This is a genomic window from Streptomyces sp. NPDC029151 (assembly GCF_055564315.1).
The window spans coordinates 168,674-189,572 of sequence record NZ_JBVHWQ010000002.1 but is presented as its reverse complement, the minus strand read 5'-3'; the positions used below and the strand labels follow the sequence as shown (position 1 = coordinate 189,572).

Annotated in this window: 16 protein-coding genes; 13 read left to right on the top strand and 3 right to left on the bottom strand. The window is 70.9% G+C overall.

All coding sequences use genetic code 11. The annotated features are described in order from the left end of the window. The first annotated feature begins 115 nt into the window (after positions 1-115). The 8 genes from ACZ4VF_RS08645 (at position 116) to pgi (ending at position 10,487) form a co-directional block, all read left to right on the top strand. On the top strand, positions 116-3,070 hold the full coding sequence (locus ACZ4VF_RS08645) for a M14 family metallopeptidase (protein WP_467924048.1): 2,955 nt from the start codon (positions 116-118) through the stop codon (positions 3,068-3,070). Between the two features lie 298 nt (positions 3,071-3,368). Beyond that, a complete protein-coding gene (gap, locus tag ACZ4VF_RS08640; RefSeq protein WP_467924046.1) occupies positions 3,369-4,376 on the top strand; it encodes a type I glyceraldehyde-3-phosphate dehydrogenase in 1,008 nt (335 codons plus the stop codon). 137 nt (positions 4,377-4,513) lie between these two features. Then, positions 4,514-5,725 (top strand): phosphoglycerate kinase, encoded by a 1,212-nt coding sequence (locus ACZ4VF_RS08635; RefSeq protein ID WP_467924044.1) that lies wholly within the window; start codon positions 4,514-4,516, stop codon positions 5,723-5,725. 5 nt (positions 5,726-5,730) lie between these two features. Next, a complete protein-coding gene (tpiA, locus tag ACZ4VF_RS08630; RefSeq protein WP_467924042.1) occupies positions 5,731-6,507 on the top strand; it encodes a triose-phosphate isomerase in 777 nt (258 codons plus the stop codon). 113 nt (positions 6,508-6,620) lie between these two features. Continuing rightward, complete coding sequence (gene secG, locus ACZ4VF_RS08625) at positions 6,621-6,851, top strand: preprotein translocase subunit SecG (RefSeq protein WP_351217841.1); 231 nt, start codon at positions 6,621-6,623, stop codon at positions 6,849-6,851. 203 nt (positions 6,852-7,054) lie between these two features. After that, positions 7,055-7,390, top strand: a complete 336-nt coding sequence (locus ACZ4VF_RS08620; protein WP_003957010.1) for an RNA polymerase-binding protein RbpA — start codon at positions 7,055-7,057, stop codon at positions 7,388-7,390. A 198-nt stretch (positions 7,391-7,588) separates the two neighbouring features. Next, a complete protein-coding gene (locus ACZ4VF_RS08615) occupies positions 7,589-8,782 on the top strand; it encodes an MFS transporter (protein WP_467924040.1) in 1,194 nt (397 codons plus the stop codon). Positions 8,783-8,834: 52 nt separating this feature from the next. Beyond that, the gene (pgi, locus tag ACZ4VF_RS08610; protein ID WP_467924038.1) at positions 8,835-10,487 is read left to right on the top strand and encodes a glucose-6-phosphate isomerase; all 1,653 of its coding nucleotides are present in this window, start codon (positions 8,835-8,837) and stop codon (positions 10,485-10,487) included. 65 nt (positions 10,488-10,552) lie between these two features. Here pgi and ACZ4VF_RS08605 read toward each other — a convergent pair whose 3' ends face one another. The 3 genes from ACZ4VF_RS08605 to ACZ4VF_RS08595 are packed head-to-tail and all read right to left on the bottom strand — an operon-like array spanning position 10,553 to position 14,108. Continuing rightward, on the bottom strand, positions 10,553-12,835 hold the full coding sequence (locus ACZ4VF_RS08605; RefSeq protein ID WP_467925570.1) for an ABC transporter permease: 2,283 nt from the start codon (positions 12,833-12,835) through the stop codon (positions 10,553-10,555). A 20-nt stretch (positions 12,836-12,855) separates the two neighbouring features. Continuing rightward, on the bottom strand, positions 12,856-13,605 hold the full coding sequence (locus tag ACZ4VF_RS08600; RefSeq protein WP_467924036.1) for an ABC transporter ATP-binding protein: 750 nt from the start codon (positions 13,603-13,605) through the stop codon (positions 12,856-12,858). Beyond that, the gene (locus ACZ4VF_RS08595; RefSeq protein ID WP_467924034.1) at positions 13,602-14,108 is read right to left on the bottom strand and encodes a PadR family transcriptional regulator; all 507 of its coding nucleotides are present in this window, start codon (positions 14,106-14,108) and stop codon (positions 13,602-13,604) included. The genes ACZ4VF_RS08600 and ACZ4VF_RS08595 overlap by 4 nt, the downstream gene beginning before the upstream one ends. Positions 14,109-14,231: 123 nt before the next feature. Between ACZ4VF_RS08595 and ACZ4VF_RS08590 the strand changes: the two genes are divergently transcribed. The 5 genes from ACZ4VF_RS08590 (at position 14,232) to ACZ4VF_RS08570 (ending at position 20,852) form a co-directional block, all read left to right on the top strand. Continuing rightward, positions 14,232-15,503 carry an ABC transporter substrate-binding protein gene (locus ACZ4VF_RS08590; protein ID WP_467924032.1) on the top strand — a complete coding sequence of 424 codons (1,272 nt, stop codon included), beginning with the start codon at positions 14,232-14,234 and terminating at the stop codon, positions 15,501-15,503. Between the two features lie 146 nt (positions 15,504-15,649). Next, entirely contained in the window at positions 15,650-17,260 is a 1,611-nt protein-coding gene (locus tag ACZ4VF_RS08585; protein ID WP_467924030.1) for a glycoside hydrolase family 13 protein, read from the top strand. 50 nt (positions 17,261-17,310) lie between these two features. Next, on the top strand, positions 17,311-18,636 hold the full coding sequence (locus tag ACZ4VF_RS08580; RefSeq protein ID WP_467924027.1) for an ABC transporter substrate-binding protein: 1,326 nt from the start codon (positions 17,311-17,313) through the stop codon (positions 18,634-18,636). Positions 18,637-18,649: 13 nt separating this feature from the next. Then, positions 18,650-20,002, top strand: coding sequence for an ABC transporter permease (locus ACZ4VF_RS08575; protein ID WP_467924025.1), 1,353 nt, complete (start codon positions 18,650-18,652; stop codon positions 20,000-20,002). Positions 20,003-20,012: 10 nt separating this feature from the next. Continuing rightward, positions 20,013-20,852, top strand: a complete 840-nt coding sequence (locus tag ACZ4VF_RS08570; RefSeq protein ID WP_467924023.1) for a carbohydrate ABC transporter permease — start codon at positions 20,013-20,015, stop codon at positions 20,850-20,852. The last annotated feature ends 47 nt before the right edge of the window (positions 20,853-20,899 follow it).

Sequence of the window (20,899 nt, the reverse complement as noted above, 5' to 3'; positions counted from 1 at the left end):
TCGGGTGGTCGGCGCCGGCGTTCGCGTGTCCGTGAGGCGCTCTTGACTCGATCATGGAGTGACATGAGCCTGGCAACCTGTTCGTCGCTGTGGCGGACCACCGCTAGGGGGGTTCATGAGACACAGAGCGAGATCGATCCTCGCTGTCGGCGCGCTTCTGATCGGCGGAGCGAGCCTCGCACCCATCGCCCAGGCACAGAACGGAAGTCCGGCGCCGACCGGGCCGGACGAGGTCAAGGTCTTCCACGCCGAGGTCACCAAGAAGCAGGTACCCCTGCTGCTCGAGGCAGGCCAGGACGGTCACGAACTCGGTGAGCAGACGGCCGGGGGAGGCAGGACCCGGGTCGAGGTCTACCTCACCGACAAGCAGGCCGCGCAACTGCGCAAGCAGGGCGTCACCCTCACCGAGCACTCCCTGTCGGCCAAGGCGGAGGCGAGGGTCGAGGACGCCGCCCAGGGCGTGTTCCGCCCCTACAGCGGGAGCGGCGGACTCAGGGAGGAGATTCTCCGCACCGCCCGCACCCACCCCGGCCTCACCAAGGTCGAGTCCATCGGCAGGACCGTCAAGGGCCAGGACATCCTCGCGCTCAAACTGACCAGGAACGCGAAGAAGTCCAAGGACGGCTCCAAGCCCGCCGTGCTGTATATGTCGAACCAGCACGCGCGCGAGTGGATCACGCCGGAGATGACCCGGCGTCTGATGCACTACTACCTGGACCGGTACACGAGCGACAAGCGGATCAGGAAGATCGTCGACTCCACGGAGCTGTGGTTCGTCCTCTCGGCCAACCCGGACGGCTACGACTACACCTTCAAGGACTCCGGCACCCGCCTGTGGCGCAAGAACCTGCGGGACGTCAACGGCGACGGCGTCATCGGCACGGGCGACGGGGTCGACCTCAACCGCAACTTCGCCTACAAGTGGGGCTACGACGACGAGGGTTCGTCCCCCAACCCCACCAGCCAGACCTACCGCGGCGCGAGCCCCGGCTCCGAGCCCGAGACCAGGGCCCTGGACGCCTTCGAGAAGCGCATCGGCTTCACGTACGCCATCAACTACCACTCCGCCGCCGAACTCCTCCTCTACGGCGTCGGCTGGCAGGTGGCCACCCCGACCCCCGACGACGTCCTCTACAAGGCGCTGGCCGGCACCCCCGGCAACTCCGCCGTCCCGGGTTACCACCCGCAGGTGTCCTCTGAGCTGTACACCACCAACGGCGAGGCGGACGGCCACGCGTCGAACGTCAACGGGACGGCGATGTTCACCCCGGAGATGTCGACCTGCCAGACCGCGTCGGACCTGGTCCCGGACGACGCCTGGAAGAGCCAGGACTGCCAGTCGGTCTTCAACTTCCCCGACGACGAGAAGCTGATCCAGCAGGAGTTCGCCAAGAACGTCCCGTTCGCGCTGTCCGTCGCCGAGACCGCCGTACACCCCGACAAGCCGGCCTCCTCGGTCGGCCTGAGCGCCGCCGACTTCACCCCGGCCGCGTTCTCCACGTCGTACGCGCGCGGCGCGGACCAGGAGGTCTCGGTCGTCGTCCGCAAGGCGGTCCGGGACAAGGAGCTCAAGTACCGCGTCAACGGCGGCCGTACGTTCGCGCGGGCGCTCAGGCCGTGGAAGGGCGGAGAGACCTACGGCGGTGACGACAACCTCTTCTTCGACGAGTACCGCGCCAAGGTGCGGCACGGCGAGCCCGGCGACAAGGTCGAGGTGTGGTTCACCGGCCTGACCCGGAGCGGGAGGAAGGCCTCCAGCGAGCACTTCACCTACACCGTCGCCGAGCGCCCGAAGGCGGACACCCTCGTGGTCGCCGAGGAGGGCGCGGCCGCCGCGCAGGCACGCGCGTACGTGGACGCGTTGAAAGCCGCCGGACACCGCGCACTCGTGTGGGACGTGGCCACGCGGGGCGCCCCGGACGCGCTCGGCGTGCTGAAGCACTTCCGGACGGTCGTGCACTACTCCGGGGCGAACGGCCCCGGCAACGCCACCCAGCTCCAGCTGCGTGCCCACCTCAACGAGGGCGGCAGGCTGATCGAGGCCGGCGAGCTGGCCGGGGGCAGCGTCGACCTCGGTGACGGCACCCTGTCGGACGACTTCAGCCAGTACTACCTGGGCGCCTACAGCCGTACGTCGACGAAGGGCGCCACCGGCTTCACCGGTTCCGGTGCGCTCGGCGGCTTCTCCGGTGCCCTCGCCGACGCGCCCGGCAACCCCCTGGACAAGGCCGGTACCTACGGCGTCACCTCCGACGAGCTGCCGGCCGCCTCGTACCCGCAGTTCAAGAGCGCGGGCGCGGGCACCTTCGCCGGGACCGTCAACCCGTACGGACCGTACGCGGGCTCCGCCATGGCCGCCGCCGTGCACACCGACGACGCCTACAAGCGCCTCACCCGCACCATCGACCTCACCGGCATCAGCGCGGCCGACAAGCCGGCCCTGAGCGCAGGCCTGCAGTGGGACACCGAGCCCGGCTACGACCACGCGGTGGTCGAGGCGCACACCGTGGGCGCCGACGACTGGACGACCCTGCCGGAGACCGGCGGCGCCACCCAGTCGGCCGTGCCGGAGGACTGCGGGGCCGGTTACCTGATCGGCGAGCACCCGTGGCTGAAGCACTATCTGACCCTCTCGGGCAACGCCTGCACCGCGACCGGCACGACCGGTTCCTGGCACAGCCTCACCGGCGGCTCCGGCGGCTGGCAGAAGGTGGGCTTCGACCTGAGCGCGTACGCCGGGAGGTCCGTCGAGGTCTCGATCAGCTACATCACCGACCCCGGTACCGGCGGGCACGGTGTCCTCCTCGACGACGCCTCGCTGACCGTGGGCGGCGTGGCGAGGGAGACCGAGGGCTTCGAGTCGTCCCTGGGTGCCTGGAGGGTGGCCGGACCGCCCGCCGGCAGCCCCGCGGTGCTGAAGGACTGGACGCGCACCGGAACCCTGTTCCAGACCTATGGAGCGGTCACCACGGACGACACCGTGCTGCTCGGTTTCGGCCTGGAACAGGTGCCGTCGGCCGCCGACAGGGCGGCCCTGTTGAGGAAGGCGTTCCGCTCGCTCGACAGGTGAGCGCGGCCCCCTCTCAACGGTGCACGGACACGGCGGTCGACAGGTGAGCCGACCCGCTCACGAACGAGTGAAAAGGGCGTCAACGCCGGGCGGCATTCCATAACAAATGCGGGTGAAGCCATTGTCGATCCTTGGTGGTCCGTACCCCTACTGGCGGGTACGGACCGCCTGCCCGTGTATGCGGCATCTCGATGTCACTGCGGGGCCCTCAGAGAGGTAGGGTCGGTGGTGGTCGGGGACATCCCAAACAGAGCTCGCCGGCACCGCATGGCCGGCGTACCAACGAGGAGATCGGTTCGTGACGATCCGCGTAGGCATCAACGGCTTCGGCCGCATCGGGCGTAACTACTTCCGCGCACTGCTGGAGCAGGGGGCGGACATCGAGGTTGTGGCTGTCAACGACCTGGGTGACACCGCGACCACCGCTCACCTGCTCAAGTACGACACGATCCTGGGCCGCCTCAAGCAGGAGGTCACCCACACCGCCGACACCATCACGGTCGACGGTCACACCATCAAGGTGCTGTCCGAGCGCAACCCGGCGGACATCCCCTGGGGTGAGCTGGGTGTCGACATCGTCATCGAGTCCACCGGCATCTTCACCAAGAAGGAAGACGCCGCGAAGCACATCGCCGGCGGCGCCAAGAAGGTCCTCATCTCGGCTCCGGCCAAGGACGAGGACATCACCATCGTGATGGGCGTCAACCAGGACAAGTACGACGCGGCCAACCACCACGTCATCTCCAACGCCTCCTGCACCACCAACTGTGTGGCGCCGATGGCGAAGGTCCTGGACGAGAACTTCGGCATCGTCAAGGGTCTGATGACCACGGTGCACGCGTACACGAACGACCAGCGGATCCTGGACTTCCCGCACAAGGACCTGCGCCGCGCCCGTGCCGCCGCCGAGAACATCATCCCGACCACCACCGGTGCCGCCAAGGCCACCGCCCTGGTCCTGCCCCAGCTCAAGGGCAAGCTGGACGGCATCGCCATGCGCGTCCCGGTCCCGACCGGCTCCGTCACCGACCTGGTCGTCGAGCTGGGCCGCGAGGTCACCAAGGAAGAGGTCAACGCCGCCTTCCAGAAGGCCGCCGAGGGCGAGCTGAAGGGCCTCCTCGACTACACCGAGGACCCGATCGTCTCCTCCGACATCGTCAACGCCCCGGCGTCCTGCACCTTCGACTCCTCCCTGACCATGGTCCAGGAGGGCAAGAACGTGAAGGTCATCGGCTGGTACGACAACGAGTGGGGCTACTCCAACCGCCTCGTCGACCTCACGGTCTTCGTCGGCAACCAGCTCTGATCGCTGAAGCAGGACCTTTGAAGTGAGAGCAGGGCCCGTGCAGCGCACCGCCGCGCTGTCCGGGCCCTGCTCTCGCGTACGGATCACGTCCTTTTACGATCAGGTGCACCACGAGCCCTCCTGTAGGAGTCCACTCAATGAAGACGATCGACGAACTTCTCGCCGACGGCGTCAGCGGCAAGCGGGTCTTCGTCCGCGCCGACCTGAATGTGCCGCTGTCGGACGGGACGATCACCGACGACGGCCGCATCCGCGCCGTCCTGCCCACCGTCAAGGCCCTCACGGACGCGGGCGCCAAGGTGGTCGTCGCCTCGCACCTGGGCCGCCCCAAGGGCGCCCCGGACCCCGCCTTCTCCCTCGCTCCGGCCGCCTCCCGCCTGGGTGAACTCCTCGGCTCCGCGGTGGCCTTCGCGACCGACACCGTCGGGCAGTCCGCGCAGGACACCGTCGCCGGCCTCGACGAGGGGCAGGTCGCCGTCCTGGAGAACCTGCGCTTCAACCCCGGCGAGACGTCCAAGGACGACGCCGAGCGCGGCGCCTTCGCCGACCAGCTCGCCGCCCTCGCCGACGTCTACGTCGGTGACGGCTTCGGTGCCGTGCACCGCAAGCACGCCTCCGTCTACGACCTGGCGAAGAAGCTGCCGCACTACGCCGGCCACCTCATCGCCACCGAGGTCGGCGTCCTGAAGAAGCTCACCGAGGACGTCCGGCGCCCGTACGTCGTCGCGCTCGGCGGCGCCAAGGTCTCCGACAAGCTCGCCGTCATCGACCAGCTGCTCGACAAGGCCGACCGCCTGCTCATCGGCGGCGGCATGGCCTACACCTTCCTCAAGGCCAAGGGCTACGAGGTCGGCATCTCCCTCCTCCAGGAGGACCAGGTGCCGGTCGTCACCGAGTACATGCGGCGGGCCGAGAAGCAGGGCGTGGAGCTGGTGCTCCCCGTCGACGTCGTGGTCTCCCGGACCTTCCCGGACCTGAAGACCAAGGCGCCTACCGAGAACACCGTGGTCGACGCCGACAAGATCCCCGCCGACCAGGAGGGCCTGGACATCGGCCCCAAGACCCGAGAGCTGTACGCCTCGAAGCTCGCCGACGCCGAGACCGTCTTCTGGAACGGTCCCATGGGCGTCTTCGAGCACCCCGACTACGCCGAGGGCACCAAGGCGGTCGCCCAGGCACTCGTCGACTCGAACGGGTTCACCGTCGTCGGCGGCGGTGACTCCGCCGCCGCCGTGCGTACGCTCGGCTTCGACGAGAACGCATTCGGCCACATCTCGACCGGTGGCGGCGCCTCCCTCGAATACCTCGAGGGCAAGACGCTCCCCGGCCTCGCCGCACTGGAGGACTGACCTCGATGAGCACGCGCACGCCGATCATGGCGGGCAACTGGAAGATGAACCTCAACCACCTGGAGGCCATCGCCCACGTCCAGAAGCTCGCCTTCGCCCTGGCCGACAAGGACTACGAGGCCGTCGAGGTCGCCGTCCTGCCCCCGTTCACCGACCTGCGCTCGGTGCAGACCCTGGTCGACGGCGACAAGCTGAAGATCAAGTACGGCGCCCAGGACATCTCCCAGCACGACTCCGGCGCCTACACCGGCGAGATCTCCGGCCCGATGCTGGCCAAGCTGAAGTGCACGTTCGTGGTCATCGGCCACTCCGAGCGCCGCCAGTACCACAACGAGACCGACGAGCTGGTCAACGCCAAGGTCAAGGCCGCCTTCAAGCACGGCCTCACCCCGATCCTGTGCGTCGGCGAGGAGCTGGACGTCCGCGAGGCGGGCAACCACGTCACCCACACCCTCAGCCAGGTCGAGGGCGGTCTGAAGGACATCCCGGCCGAGCAGGCCGAGACCGTCGTGATCGCCTACGAGCCCGTGTGGGCCATCGGCACCGGCAAGGTCTGCGGCGCCGAGGACGCGCAGGAGGTCTGCGCCGCCGTCCGCGCCAAGGTCGCCGAGCTGTACTCGCAGGACGTGGCCGACAAGGTCCGCATCCAGTACGGCGGCTCCGTGAAGTCGGGCAACGTCGCCGAGATCATGGACCAGGCCGACATCGACGGCGCCCTGGTCGGCGGTGCCTCGCTGGACGCCGACGAGTTCGTCAAGATCGTGCGTTTCCGCGACCAGTGACGCTGCCGTGAGTAGGCGGTAGCGGCGATACGTCGTACTCTTGCGGGGGCACAGCCGAGGCGCTGTGCCCCCGTCGTCCATCCGAATCCGAGGAAGTTGGTCCAGCCGTGGTTTTGGGGTTCTCGATCGCCCTGATCGTCTTCAGCCTGCTGCTGATGCTGCTGGTGCTGATGCACAAGGGAAAGGGCGGCGGCCTCTCCGACATGTTCGGTGGTGGCATGGCGTCGTCCGTCGGCGGCTCCTCGGTCGCCGAGCGCAACCTCGACCGGATCACGATCGTGGTCGGCCTGCTGTGGTTCGCGTGCATCATCGTCCTCGGCATGCTGATGAAGACGAACAGCTGACAGCCGAATCGCACATTCCGCTCGTAAAGCCCCATGTTGGGTACGCGCTGCCGAGCGCGGCCTATCATGGGGCTTGCGTCTGGATATGGGGGCCGGTAACTCCAATCACTGGACGCGCGTTGGGCCTTACGTAGACTGAGGCGCTCGCAGCGAAGCGAAACGCCGACTCGCTTCGCGGCACCATCACGCAGGGAGTTACGACCGTGGCAAGTGGCAACGCGATCCGAGGAAGCCGGGTCGGGGCGGGGCCGATGGGCGAGGCCGAGCGCGGCGAGTCCGCGCCGCGTCTGCGCATCTCCTTCTGGTGCTCCAACGGGCACGAGACGCAGCCGAGCTTCGCCAGCGACGCGCAGGTTCCCGACACCTGGGACTGCCCCCGCTGCGGATTCCCGGCCGGCCAGGACCGGGACAACCCGCCGGACCCGCCGCGCACCGAGCCGTACAAGACGCACCTCGCGTACGTCCGGGAGCGGCGCAGCGACGCGGACGGCGAGGCCATCCTCGCCGAGGCGCTCGCCAAACTGAGGGGCGAGATCTAGGAGTTCACACCGGCCGGGTGCCCGCGGGCGCCTGGCCGGAGGCGTATCCGCCGCTCGCCGCCGGCCGATTGTCAGTGGTGCCCCCTACGGTTGTCGTGAAGGCGAGAACCGCGAGGGGGAGTTGTGACGGCGATCGGGGCGGGGGACGGGTGTGCGCCCGCGTGGCGCGGGGGCTTCGGGCGGCTGTGGAGCGCTGCCGTGCTCTCCAGCTTCGGTGACGCACTGCGGACGGCCGCGCTGCCGCTGCTCGCTGCCTCGCTGACCGACCGGCCGCTGCTCATCGCCGCCGTGACCGCGTGCAGCCATCTGCCCTGGATCGTCTTCGGGCTGGTCGGCGGGGCGGTCGCCGACCGCGTGGACCAACGGCGGGCGATGTGGACGGTGGACGCCGTACGCGGGCTGCTCGTCGCCTCCTTCGCGGCGGCCGTCGCCCTGGGGCACGCCTCGATCGGCCTCCTCGTCGCGCTCGCCTTCACGCTGACCACCCTCCAGACGCTGTTCGACAACGCCGCCACGGCCCTGTTGCCGTCGCTGGTCGACCGGGACGCCCTCAGCAGCGCCAACGCCCGGCTGATGACCGGGCAGAAGGTCACCGGGGGCCTGCTGGGGGCGCCTGCCGTGCCGGTCCTGACCGCCGTGGGAGCCGCCGTGCCCTTCGCGGCCGACGCGGCCACCTTCCTCGTGGCCGCCGCGCTGGTCGCCTCCCTGCGGACCGCCGCACCCGGGCGCACGCCGAGACCCGCGGGCAGCACCCTGCGCCGGGACATCGCCGACGGGCTGCGCACCCTGTCGCGGGACCGGGCCCTGCGCGGCCTGTGCGCGTCCACCGCCCTGTGCAACACCGGCATGGGTGCCCTGATCGCCACCCTGGTGGTCCTCGTGACCGGCTGGCTCGACGCGGGCAGCGGCGGATACGCGGCGGCGGTCGTCGCGTACACCCTCGGCGGCCTGGCCGGGGGAGTGGCGAACCGCTGGATCACGCCCGCGCTCGGCACGCTGCGGACCGTGCTGTTCGCCGGCGCCGTGCAGACCGGCGCGCTCGTCGTCATGGGCACCGTGCGCAGCCTGGCCGCGCTGGTGGCGGCCCTCGCGGTCTTCGGGTTCATGGGCATGCTGTGGAACGTCAACAGCACCACCCTGATGCAGCAACGCGCCCCCGCCGACATGCTCGGCCGCGTCGGCGCCGCCTTCCGCACCCTGTCCGTCGCCGGGGCCCCGCTGGGCGCGCTCCTCGGCGGCGCCGCAGCCACGGCCTGGGGCCTCAACACGCCGGCCCTGCTCACGGCCGCGTTCTTCGTCCTGTCCGTCCTGGCACTGATACCGGTCCGCGAGGAGGACGTACCTGTTGTCGCGCCGCACGACGGCGTCACGACGGCTCACGCCGCGCGGTGATCAATTAGGTTGGAACAGCTGGGACAGGCACGAAAGAAGGCTGAAGTCGGAAATGAACGCAGACGGCCGTACCAGGCTCAACCAGACGCCCGAATGGACCGCTCTCGCCAAGCACCGCGAGGAGCTGGCCGACACTCATCTGAGGGAGCTGTTCGCCGCCGACCCCGCGCGCGGCACCGGATACGCGCTCCGGGTCGGCGACCTGTACATCGACTACTCCAAGCACCTGGTCACCGACGAGACGCTGCGGCTGCTGCGCGAGCTGGCCGCGGCCACGGACGTCTTCGGCCTCAGGGACGCCATGTTCCGCGGCGAGAAGATCAACGTCACCGAGAACCGGGCGGTGCTGCACACCGCGCTGCGCGCCCCGCGCGACGCGGTGATCGAGGTCGACGGCGAGAACGTGGTCCCGGCCGTGCACGCCGTGCTCGACAAGATGGGCGACTTCGCCGAGCGGGTCCGCTCCGGCGCCTGGACCGGCCACACCGGCAAGCGCATCCGGAACGTGGTCAACGTGGGCATCGGCGGATCCGATCTCGGCCCCGCGATGGCGTACGAGGTGCTGCGCAGCTTCACCGACCGAGACCTGACCGTCCGTTTCGTCTCCAACGTGGACGGTGCGGACCTGCACGAGGCCACCCGGGACCTGGACCCGGCGGAGACGCTCTTCATCATCGCCTCCAAGACCTTCACCACCATCGAGACCATCACCAACGCGACATCCGCGCGGCAGTGGCTGCTGGCCGCGCTCGGCGACGAGTCCGCGGTGGCCAAGCACTTCGTGGCGCTGTCCACGAACGCGGAGAAGGTCGCCGCGTTCGGCATCGACACGGCCAACATGTTCGAGTTCTGGGACTGGGTCGGCGGGCGGTACTCGTACGACTCCGCGATCGGCCTGTCGCTGATGATCGCCATCGGCCCGGACCGCTTCCGCGAGATGCTCGACGGTTTCCGGATCGTCGACGACCACTTCCGCACCGCGCCCGCCGAGGCCAACGTGCCGCTTCTGCTCGGACTCCTGGGCATCTGGTACGACAATTTCCACGACGCCCAGTCGCACGCCGTACTGCCGTACAGCCACTACCTCTCCAAGTTCACGGCCTATCTCCAGCAGCTGGACATGGAGTCCAACGGCAAGTACGTCGCCCGGGACGGCAAGCGGGTCGACTGGCAGACCGGACCGGTGGTGTGGGGCACGCCCGGCACCAACGGGCAGCACGCGTACTACCAGTTGATCCACCAGGGCACCAAGCTGATCCCGGCGGACTTCATCGGCTTCGCCGAGCCGGTGGCCGAGCTGAGCGGTGAACTCAAGGCCCAGCACGACCTGTTGATGGCCAACTTCTTCGCCCAGACCCAGGCGCTCGCCTTCGGCAAGACCGCCGAGGAGGTCCGCGCGGAGGGCGTGGCCGAGGAACTGGTCCCGCACAAGACCTTCCAGGGCAACCGGCCGACGACCACGATCCTCGCCCGGGAGCTGACCCCGTCGGTGCTCGGCCAGCTGGTCGCCCTCTACGAGCACAAGGTGTTCGTCCAGGGCGCGGTGTGGAACATCGACTCCTTCGACCAGTGGGGCGTGGAGCTGGGCAAGGTCCTCGCCAAGCGTGTCGAGCCCGCGCTCACCGAGGGCGCCGACGTCCCCGGCCTGGACGCGTCGACCAAGGCGCTGGTCGCCACGTACCGGGAGCTGCGCGGCCGGAGCTGAGCGGAGGCGGGAGCCGGCCCGGGCCGGGTGCCGTGGGGAGGCTCCCGCGCGCCCCCCGGCGCGGCTCAGGCCACCGCGCTCAGTGTGTCCGCGAGGCGCCGGCGGGCCGCGCGGGACGCGGGCAGGGTGGCCAGCGCCGCCGCTCCCAGCACGGCGGCCGTGCCCAGCAGGAGCAGCGGACCGGAGGAGGGGGACTGGGCGATGCCGGCGCCGACGCCGCTGGAACCGCCCTGGGCGTCGATCAGCCGGCGGGCCAGCGGCAGCCCCAGCGCCGTGGCGGCGACGACCGCGGCCAGGGCCGTACAGCTCGTCGCCGTCACGGTGATCGCGGTGATCTGCCGCGGGGACATGCCGATGGCCCGGAGGGCGAGCACGTCCCGCTCGCCCTCGCGGACGCTGCCGCCGATCGCGGTGAGCAGCTCGACCAGCCCGATGAGCGCCAGGACGGCGATCAGTCCGGCGACGACACCGCGCAGCGGGGACAGCCCGTCGGCGGGGTTGGTGACCGGATGCACCTCCAGGTGGCCGCGGCCGGCCGAGGCGAGCGCGGCGGCCACGCGCCGCGGGTCGGCGCCCGGGCGCAGCCGCAGCTCGTAGAAGGCCGGGGCCAGCCGCGGGTCGTTCTCGCGGAGGGTGTCCAGGGAGGTGGTCACGACCCGGCCGGCGTTGCGCGGTTCGAGGGCGCGGCCGACGATGTGCAGGATCTGCGGCCGGTCGCCCACCGTCATCCGCACCCAGTCGCCGACCCGCGCGTGCAGCAGGTCGAGCAGGCCCTGGCCGGCCACCGCCTCGTCCGGCCCCTGGGCGGCGCGGCCCTCGGCGAGGGCGTAGGGGTAGGGCTCGGCGCGGGTGCCGATGCCGCGCAGGGCGATGGTGCCCGTCTGGCCGGGGACCAGCGCGGCCACCTCGACGCCCGGGTAGGCGGCGCTCACCCGGGGATCACCGGTCAGCACGGCCCGTACGCCGGAGGGAGCCAGGGCGTCGTCCGAGCGGACGGTGAGGGCCGTGGGCAGACCGACCCGTTCGGGACTGCTGTGCAGACGGTCGAGGGTGGTCCAGGCGCTCAGCGCCACGACGATCAGCACCAGCGGCAGGGTCAGCCGGGCCACGGTGGCCAGTGACCGGCCACGCCCCGCGAACGCCTTGTGGCAGCCGAGGACCAGTGCGGCCGGCAGCCGCAGGCCGAGGGCGAGGCGGGCCGGCCCGGTCAGCCGGCCGCCCCCGGGCGCGGCCGGCCGCGGTACCGGAACCGGCGGCACCCGGCCCGCCCGCCAGGCCGCGAGCCCCGTGGTCAGAGCGATGAACAGCACCGCGCCCGCCGGCACGGCGCACAGCGCCAGGGTGTGTCCGGGCAGCCCCTGCCACACCCCCACCGCGTCCCCGAGCCGCCCCGGCACCCGGCTGCCCAGCCCCTCGGTGAGGGCCGCCGCGGCCACGGCACCGAGCAGGGCGTACGCCAGGTGCTGGAGCAGGAAGATCCGGACCACCTGGCCGGGCGTGAAGCCGATCGCCTTCAGCACCGACAGGTCCCGCAGGTGCCCGCGGATGCGGGTGGCGATCGCGCCGTGCACCGCGAACCCGGCGGCGATCAGGGCGCCCAGGCCGAACAGTCCGAGCACCTGGCCCAGCAGCCGGCCCGCACCCTGTGCCTCGGCCCGGGCCTGCTGCCAGGTGGAGACCTCGCCGACCGCGCCGGCGCCCAGCACGGTGACGGCGCGCTGAACGGCGTAGTCCGTGTCGGCCGGATCACCGAGGCGCAGCCCGATGACCTGGCCGGCCGGGGCGCGCACCGCCGACGGCAGCGCCCACACCAGTCCCGGCTGCTCACCGGGGTGGTACGGGGGTTCGGCGCTGTCCGCGACGCCCTCGACGGTGAGGGTGCGGGCGGTACCGGGCAGGCTCAGGGTGTCGCCGGGCTCGGCCAGCAGGGCGCGGGCCAGGCTGCTCTCCAGGACCACGCCGTCCGGTGCGGCCGGATCCAGCCAGCGCCCGGCGGTGAGCAGGGGCCGGCCGACGGAGGGCAGGCCCGGGGTGCCGCGCAGTTCCACGGCGGCGCGGGTGCCGCGGGCGGCGACGGTGGCGGACTCGGTGCGGTAGGGCCCGGCGACGGAGTCGACGCCGTCGAGCCGGGCCAGCTTCCCGGCGTCGGCGGACCGGGCGGTGTGCAGCCACACATGCGCCCCGCGCGCCTCGGCGAAGGTCCGCTCCCAGGGGTTCGTGGCGTAGCCGAACAGGGCGGTGGCCAGCAGCAGCGAGGCGACGATGCCGGCGGTCGCCAGCACCAGGAACAGCGCCTCGCCGCGGTGGGTGCGCAGGTCGGAGTGGGCCCAGCGCAGGGTGGCTCGCACGTCCCTCAGGTCCAGCACGGTCAGTCCCTCAGCTCCAGCACCCCGGAGATCCCGCCACGGCGGGGCGGCGGGGTGCCGTCCAGGGTCGCGTCGTCGGCTATGCGGCCGTCGAAGAAGCTGATCACCCGGTCCGCGGCGCTGGCCAGCCGGGCGTCGTGGGTGACCAGGACGATGCTCTGGCCGCGTCCGTGGAAGCGGGTCAGCAGCCGCGTCACCTCGCGGGTGCCCTTGCTGTCCAGGCTGCCGGCCGGCTCGTCCGCGAGCAGCAGCGGCGGATGGTTGACCAGCGCCCGGGCGAGCGCGACCCGCTGCTGTTCGCCGCCGGACAGCTCGCCCGGCATGCTGCGTTCCTTGCCCTCCAGGCCCAGCTCCGCCAGGAGCGCCTCCCGCTCGGCGCGGGCCTTCTTCGGCGCGACGCCGGCGAGCAGGGCGGGCAGTTCGACGTTGTCGGCGACGGACAGGTTCGACACCAGGTTGAAGAACTGGAAGACGAACCCGATGGCCTTCCTGCGCTCCACCGCCCAGCGGGCCTCGCTGAAGGAGTCGGTGCACCGGCCGTCGAGCCACACGCTGCCCCGGTCCGGCCGTTGCAGCCCGCCCAGCAGGTGCAGCAGCGTGGACTTGCCCGCTCCGGACGGCCCGGTGATCGCCACGAACTCGCCCCGGGCCACGCTCAGGTCCACCCCGCGCACGGCGTGCGCGGGCGCGCCCTCGCCATGGTGGGTCTTGACCAGGCCCTCGGCCCGCAGAACCGGAGTGCCCTCGCTCATTCCAGTTCCTCCTGGCACCGCTCCAGCCAGTCGAGGTCGGCCTGCAGGTGCAGCATCGCGCCCTCGATCAGCAGGTGGGCGATTCGGTTGTCCCGGCTCTCGGCCGCGGCCAGCTTCGACAGGTTGCGCATGGTGGTGAGGTACTGGCGCCGTTGTCTGTTGATGAGGGCGATCTGGTCGGCGAGACCGGTCTGCGGGGCGAGGGCGAGCTTCATGAAGAACTCGTCCCGTACCCGAGGCTCGTCCTCGGTCTCCTCGAACCAGGCGTGCAGCGCCTCACGCCCGGCGTCGGTGAGCTGGTAGACCTTCTTGTTGGGCCGGCTGGACTGCTCGACGTCCTCGCCCTCGATCAGCCCGGACTTCTCCAGGCGGCCGAGGGTGACGTAGATCTGGCCGACGTTCGGCTGAGGGTACGCGGCGCCCAGCAGTTGCTCAAGGTCCTGCTTCAGCTCGTAGCCGTGGGCCGGGCCACGGGCGAGGAGTGCCAGGAGGTGCAGACGCACTCGTGCTGTCCTCCTGTCTGCTCCATGTGCTCCACGCCCTAGTATCGCGCATACCTAACAGGTATACATGGCCTCTGTCCGCGGGCGAGGGTGCCCGGGGTGCCGGTGTACAGGGAGGAACCTATGCGGTGGATACGCACCGCCGGTAGGGGCCTCCTCGTTCTCGTCGTGATCCTGGCCGGGTACGTCGCCTCCGGCGCCCGTGCCGACGAGGCCGGCCGAGGGGGCCGCGGCCCGCTCACCCTGGCCACGGCCGGCGACCTGACCGGGTACCTCGGCCCGCTGCTCCGGGGCTGGAACCGCACCCATCCCGGCGAGCGGGTCACCCTGGTCGAGCTGCCGGACTCCGCCGACGAGACGCACGCGCAGATGACGACCGACCTGCGCGGCGGCGACCGCGGCCGGTTCGACGTGCTGAACATCGACGTCGACTGGACCTCCGAGTTCGCGGCGGCCGGCTGGATCCGCCCGCTGCCCCGCGAGCGCTTCCCGCTGGGCAGCTTCCTGCCGCCGGTCGTGGACACGGCGACGTACGACGGACGGTTGTACGCGGTGCCGTATGTCACGAATGCCGGACTTCTCCTGTATCGCAAGGACATTCTCGACAAGGAAGGCGTGTCTCCGCCGCACACCTGGACCGAGCTGGAACGGGACGCGAAGACCCTCGCGCCGAAGTACGGAATCGACGGGTACGCGGGTCAGTTCCTGCCGTACGAGGGGCTCACCGTGAACGCGGCCGAGGCGGTGTACTCGGCGGGCGGCACCATCCTCGGCGGCGAGGGCACCCGTGTCACCGTGGACTCGGCCGCGGCCCGCGAGGGCATCGGCTTCCTCGCCCGGGGCATCCGCGAGGGCTGGATCCCGCGGCGGGCGCTGACGTACAAGGAGGAGGAGTCCAAACAGGCCTTCCAGGACGGCAGGCTGCTCTTCCTGCGCAACTGGCCCTACGCCTACGCCGTCGCCTCGGAGGCGGGTTCGAAGGTCGCCGGGAAGATCGGCGCCGTGCCGCTGCCGGGCCCCCACGGGCCGGGGACCAGTGTGCTCGGCGGTTCCAATCTCGCGGTCAACACCCACGCCCGGCACCCGGACTCCGCCGCGCGCCTGATCGCCTATCTCACCAGCGCGCCCGTGCAGCGCCAGGTGCTCACCCGGGGCGCGCTGCCGCCCGTGCGCGCCGCGCTGTACGAAGACCCCGCGCTGACCAGGCGGTTCCCGTACCTGGCGACCCTGCGCACGGCCGTCCTCACCGCCCGGCCGCGCCCCAAGAGCCCGCACTACGACCAGGTCAGCCTGGCCGTGCAGGCGGTCGTGCAGGACGCGCTCACCGGGCGCCAGACGCCCGGGCAGGCCGTGCGCCGGCTGGCGCGCGAACTCGACGCCATCGCCCGTCGATAGACCGCCGCTAGTTACTTGTTAGGTAACGCGGACATCTCAACTGGCATCCGGCTGTCCCATTAGCACCCTGTTTGTCCCTCCAACTCCCCGGTAGCCTCTGTTCTTTTCGTTGACACGGTCGCGACACCCCTACCTAACATGCATGCATGTTGAGTACGTACCACTGGTGGCGAGACGCCGTGATCTACCAGGTCTACGTCCGTAGCTTCCTGGACAGCACCGGCGACGGCATCGGTGATCTCGCGGGCGTCCGGGCCGGACTGCCGTACCTGAAGAAGCTCGGCGTCGACGGGATCTGGCTGAGCCCGTTCTACCCCTCGCCCCAGCACGACCACGGCTACGACGTGGCCGACTACCGCGACGTCGACCCGGTCTTCGGCGACCTCGCCGAGTTCGACCTGCTGATGGCGGCGGCCCGGCGGCTGGGCATCAAGGTGCTGCTCGACATCGTCCCCAACCACTGCTCCAGCGAGCACCCGTGGTTCCGCGAGGCGCTGGAGAGCGAGCCCGGCAGCCCGGCCCGCGCCCGCTTCCACTTCGCCGACGGCCGCGGCCCCGACGGGAGCGAGCCGCCCAACAACTGGCACGCCATGTTCGGCGGCCCGGCCTGGACCAGAGTCGCCGACGGCCAGTGGTACCTGCACATGTTCACGCCCGAACAGCCCGACTGGAACTGGCGCAACCCGGAGATCCCCGCCGAGTTCGACCGCACCCTGCGGTTCTGGCTCGACCGGGGCGTGGACGGCTTCCGCATCGACGTCGCCGCCGGCCTGTTCAAGCACCCGGACCTGCCCGACTCCGACGACCCGGAGGCCGACGCCCGCACCCGCGACTCGGTCAACCCGCTCGCCTGGAACCAGCCGGAGGTGCACGAGGTGTGGCGCCGCTGGCGCGCCATCTGCGAGGAGTACGGCACCGGGGACGGCCGCGAGCGCCTGCTCGTCGGCGAGGTCTCCGTCCCCACCGCCCGCGAACACGCCCTGTACGTCCGCCCCGACGAACTCCACCAGGCCTTCTTCTTCGACCTGCTCGGCGCCCCCTGGGACGCCGACGCCTTCCGCAAGGTCATCTCCGAGGCCATGCAGGACATCGCCGGCACCGGCTCCACGGTCACCTGGGTCCTCAACAACCACGACCAGGTCCGCACCGTCACCCGCTACGGCGAACCGGCCCCCGGAGGCAGCGGCCTCGGCGCCGCCCGCGCCCGCGCCGCCGCGCTGCTGATGCTGGCGCTGCCCGGAGCCGCGTACATCTACCAGGGCGAGGAGCTGGGCCTGCCGGAAGTCGTCGACCTGCCCGACGACGTGCTCACCGATCCGATCTTCCGGCGCACCGGAAGCCGCGCCCGGATCCGCGACGGCTGCCGGGTGCCGCTGCCCTGGTCCGGGCAGGCCTCCCCGTTCGGCTTCACCTCCGGAGCGGAGGGCGCCAAGCCCTGGCTGCCGCAGCCCGACTACTTCGCCGAGTACGCCACCGACCGCGCCCTCGCCGACACCCGCTCCTTCTGGCACCTGTACCGGGACGGTCTCCAACTGCGCAAGTCCCTGCCGCAGTTGGGTGAGGGCCCGCTGCAGTGGCTGGACAGCCCGCCGGGCGTCCTCGCCTTCACCCGCGGCGACGGCCTGGTCTGCGCCGTCAACTTCGGTACGGCGGGCGCACCCGCGCCCGTCTCCGGCACCCCGCTGCTCTCCAGCGGCCCCTGCCCGCCCGGCGTCCTGCCCGGCGCCACCGCGGCCTGGTGGCTGAACGACCTCTGATCACCCATCCCGCCTCTGATCACCCATCCCGACTGAAAGGTCCGTCAACGATGATGCGACGACGTACGACCCTGCTCACCGGCTGCACCGCCCTCGTCCTCGCCCTCGGCGCCACCGCCTGCGGCGGGGGAGAGGTCTCCGCGGGCGGCGGCGACAAGGCGCTCAGCGGCCAGACCGTCACCGTGGCCGGCGTCTGGTCCGGCAGCGAGCAGAAGAACTTCCAGAAGGTGCTGGACGCCTTCACCGAGAAGACCGGCGCCAAGACCCAGTTCGTGTCCACCGGCGACAACGTCTCCACGGTCGTCGGCAGCAAGATCGAGGGCGGCAACGCGCCCGACGTCGTGATGGTCCCGCAGGTCGGCGTCCTGCAGCAGTTCGCGAAGAAGGGCTGGCTCAAGCCGCTCTCCCCGACCGCCCGGCAGACCGTCGACGCCGACTACGCGCCCGTCTGGAAGAAGTACGGCAGCGTCGACGGCGCCCTCTACGGCCTCTACTTCAAGGCCGCCCACAAGTCCACCGTCTGGTACAGCCCCGACGCCCTCACCCAGGCCGGGGTCAAGCCACCGAAGACGTACGACGAGCTGCTCAAGGCCGGGCACACCGTCTCCGACTCCGGCCTCGCCGCCTTCGCGGTCGCCGGGCAGGACGGCTGGACCCTGACCGACTGGTTCGAGAACGTCTACCTCTCCCAGGCCGGACCCGAGAAGTACGACGCCCTCGCCGCCCACAAGCTCAAGTGGACCGACCCCACGGTGGTGAAGGCGCTCACCACCCTCGGCAAGCTCTTCAAGGACAGGCAGCTCGTCGCCGGCGGGCAGAAGGAGGCCCTGAACACCGACTTCCCCGGCTCCGTGGAGAAGGTCTTCGGGCCCAAGCCCGAGGCCGGCATGGTCTACGAGGGCGACTTCGTCGCCGGCGTCGCGCACGACCAGTTCGGGAAGGCCGTCGGCAAGGACGCGGACTTCTTCCCCTTCCCCGCGGTCGACGGCGGCACCGCCCCCGTGGTCAGCGGCGGTGACGCGGCCGTCGTCCTCAAGGACGGCAAGAACGCCAAGGCCGGCATGAAGCTCCTGGAGTACCTGGCCACCCCCGAGGCCGCGGCCGTCTGGGCGAAGGCCGGCGGCTTCCTGTCCCCGAACAAGAAGCTCGACCTCGCCTCCTACGGCGACGACGTCACCCGCGCCACCGCCAAGTCCCTCGTCGGCGCCAGCGACTCGGTCCGCTTCGACATGTCCGACCAGGCCCCGGCGGCCTTCGGCGGCACCAAGGGCACCGGCGAGTGGAAGCTGCTCCAGGACTTCCTGCGCGACCCGTCGGACCCGAAGGGCACCGCGGCGAAGCTCGAAGCCGCGGCGGCCAAGGCCTACCAGGACTGAGCGGCAGCACACGATGACCGCCACCACTGTCTCGAAGCAGCAGGCGGGCCCGCGGGCCGCCGCCGGCCCGGCGCCCACGCGCCGCGGCCGGCGGCGCGGCCGGCTGATCGCCCTGCTCTTCGTCTTCCCCGCGCTGCTCCTGCTCGGCGCTCTCGTCGTCTACCCGGTGCTGTTCTCCGTCGGCCGCAGCTTCTTCGACGCCTCCGGCACCCGGTTCGTCGGCGGCGACAACTACACCGAGATGTTCCGCGACCCGGCCACCCTGAAGGCCATCCGCAACACCACCATCTGGGTCGTCGTCGCCCCCGCCCTGCTCACCGGCCTCGGCCTGATCCTGGCCGTCCTGGTGGAGAAGGTCCGCTGGGCGACCGCCTTCAAACTGCTCCTCTTCATGCCCATGGCGGTGTCCTTCCTCGCCGCCGGCATCATCTTCCGGCTCGCCTACGACGAGGACCCCGACAAGGGCGTGCTGAACGCGGCCGTCGTCTCCGTCCACGACGCCTTCCAGGGCACGTCGACCTACCCGACGGCCCGGGGCCGCACCGGGCTGCTCACCCAGGACCCGGACGGCTCCTACCGTACGACCGCCCACACGGGCGGACCGGTCACGCTCCCCATGGTCGGCGTTCTGCCCAAGGACCTGCCCGCCCGGGCCCGGCCCGCCGCACCGGCCCCGCACAAGGCCGGACCCGGCGAACTGCGCGGTGTCGTCTACCTGGACTTCACCCCGGGCGGGGGAGGCGAGCAGGGCAGGGTCGACCCCAAGGAGAGCGGCCTGCCCGGCATGGAGGTCGAGGCGGTGCGCGACGGGAAGACGGTCGCGAGCACGACGACCGCCGCCGACGGCTCCTTCCGCTTCACCGCACTGCACGACGGCTCGTACACGGTGAAGCTCCCGAAGTCGAACTTCGCCCCGCCCTACCAGGGCGTCTCCTGGCTCGGCCCGACCCTCGTCACCCCGGCGATCATCGGCGCCTACCTGTGGATCTGGACGGGCTTCGCGATGGTCCTGATCGGCGCGGGCCTCTCCACGCTCCCGCGTGACGCCCTGGAGGCCGCCCGGATGGACGGCGCCAACGAGTGGCAGATCTTCCGCCGGATCACCGTTCCGCTGCTCGCGCCCGTCCTCACCGTGGTCTTCGTGACCCTCGTGATCAACGTGATGAAGGTCTTCGACCTCGTCTACATCATCGCGCCGGGACCGGTGCAGGAGGACGCCACCGTCCTCGCCACCCAGATGTGGCTGGTCTCCTTCGGCGGCGGCAACGACCAGGGCCTCGGCAGCGCCCTCGGCGTGCTCCTGCTGCTGCTGGTGATCCCCGCGATGGTCTTCAACGTCCGCCGCTTCCGCAACAGCCAACGATGAGGAGTCAGCGATGAACGCGATCAGGAGAGGCCTGGGCAGCGCCCTGGTGCAGGCGTTCCTGGTGGTGATCGGCCTGGTCTGGCTGACCCCGCTGGCGGGCCTGTTCGTGTCCTCCCTCCGCTCGGCCCAGGACACCGCCAAGGGCGGCTGGTGGACGGCGCTGGCCGGCCCCGGTCAGCTGTCCTTCTACAACTACACGGCGCTGCTGAAGAACGCCGGCATCACCCAGGCCTTCTGGAACACCGTGCTGATCTCGGTGCCGGCCACCACCCTGGTCGTCGTCATCGCGGCCCTGGCCGGATACGCCTTCGCCTGGCTGGACTTCCCGCTCCGGGAACCCCTGTTCCTGCTGGTGGTGGCCCTGTTGGTGGTGCCGGTGCAGATCGGTCTGCTGCCCGTCGCCAAACTCTTCGGCGCGCTGGGCCTGTTCGGCACGATCCCCGGCGTCGTCCTCTTCCACGTCGCCTACGGGCTGCCCTTCGCCGTCTTCCTGCTCCGCAACTACTTCGCGGACATCCCGAAGGAGATGCTGGAGGCGGCCCGGATGGACGGCGGCAGCGAGTGGCGCATCTTCACCCGCCTCGTCCTGCCGGTGGGCCGCCCGGCGATCGCCTCGCTCGCCATCTTCCAGTTCCTGTGGGTCTGGAACGACATGCTGGTCGCCCTGCTCTTCGCGGACAGCTCCTCCCAGCCGCTGACCGTGCAACTGCAGTCCCAGATCCGCCAGTTCGGCAGCAACATCGACGTCCTGGCCCCGGGCGCGTTCCTGTCCCTGATCGTGCCCGTGGTGGTGTTCTTCGCCTTCCAGCGGCACTTCGTGCAGGGCGTGATGGCCGGGTCGGTCAAATAGGAGCGGCGGGGGCCGAAACCCCCGCCGCGACTACCCGGCTCACGGCG

What these genes read in the sequence shown, in the direction of transcription:
- ACZ4VF_RS08645 (WP_467924048.1), top strand. Translation starts at nt 116, where the DNA reads ATGAGACACAGAGCGAGATCGATCCTCGCTGTCGGCGCGCTTCTGATC.
- ACZ4VF_RS08635 (WP_467924044.1), top strand. Translation starts at nt 4,514, where the DNA reads ATGAAGACGATCGACGAACTTCTCGCCGACGGCGTCAGCGGCAAGCGG.
- tpiA (WP_467924042.1), top strand. Translation starts at nt 5,731, where the DNA reads ATGAGCACGCGCACGCCGATCATGGCGGGCAACTGGAAGATGAACCTC.
- pgi (WP_467924038.1), top strand. Translation starts at nt 8,835, where the DNA reads ATGAACGCAGACGGCCGTACCAGGCTCAACCAGACGCCCGAATGGACC.
- ACZ4VF_RS08600 (WP_467924036.1), bottom strand. Translation starts at nt 13,605, where the DNA reads ATGAGCGAGGGCACTCCGGTTCTGCGGGCCGAGGGCCTGGTCAAGACC.
- ACZ4VF_RS08590 (WP_467924032.1), top strand. Translation starts at nt 14,232, where the DNA reads ATGCGGTGGATACGCACCGCCGGTAGGGGCCTCCTCGTTCTCGTCGTG.
- ACZ4VF_RS08585 (WP_467924030.1), top strand. Translation starts at nt 15,650, where the DNA reads ATGTTGAGTACGTACCACTGGTGGCGAGACGCCGTGATCTACCAGGTC.
- ACZ4VF_RS08580 (WP_467924027.1), top strand. Translation starts at nt 17,311, where the DNA reads ATGATGCGACGACGTACGACCCTGCTCACCGGCTGCACCGCCCTCGTC.
- ACZ4VF_RS08575 (WP_467924025.1), top strand. Translation starts at nt 18,650, where the DNA reads ATGACCGCCACCACTGTCTCGAAGCAGCAGGCGGGCCCGCGGGCCGCC.
- ACZ4VF_RS08570 (WP_467924023.1), top strand. Translation starts at nt 20,013, where the DNA reads ATGAACGCGATCAGGAGAGGCCTGGGCAGCGCCCTGGTGCAGGCGTTC.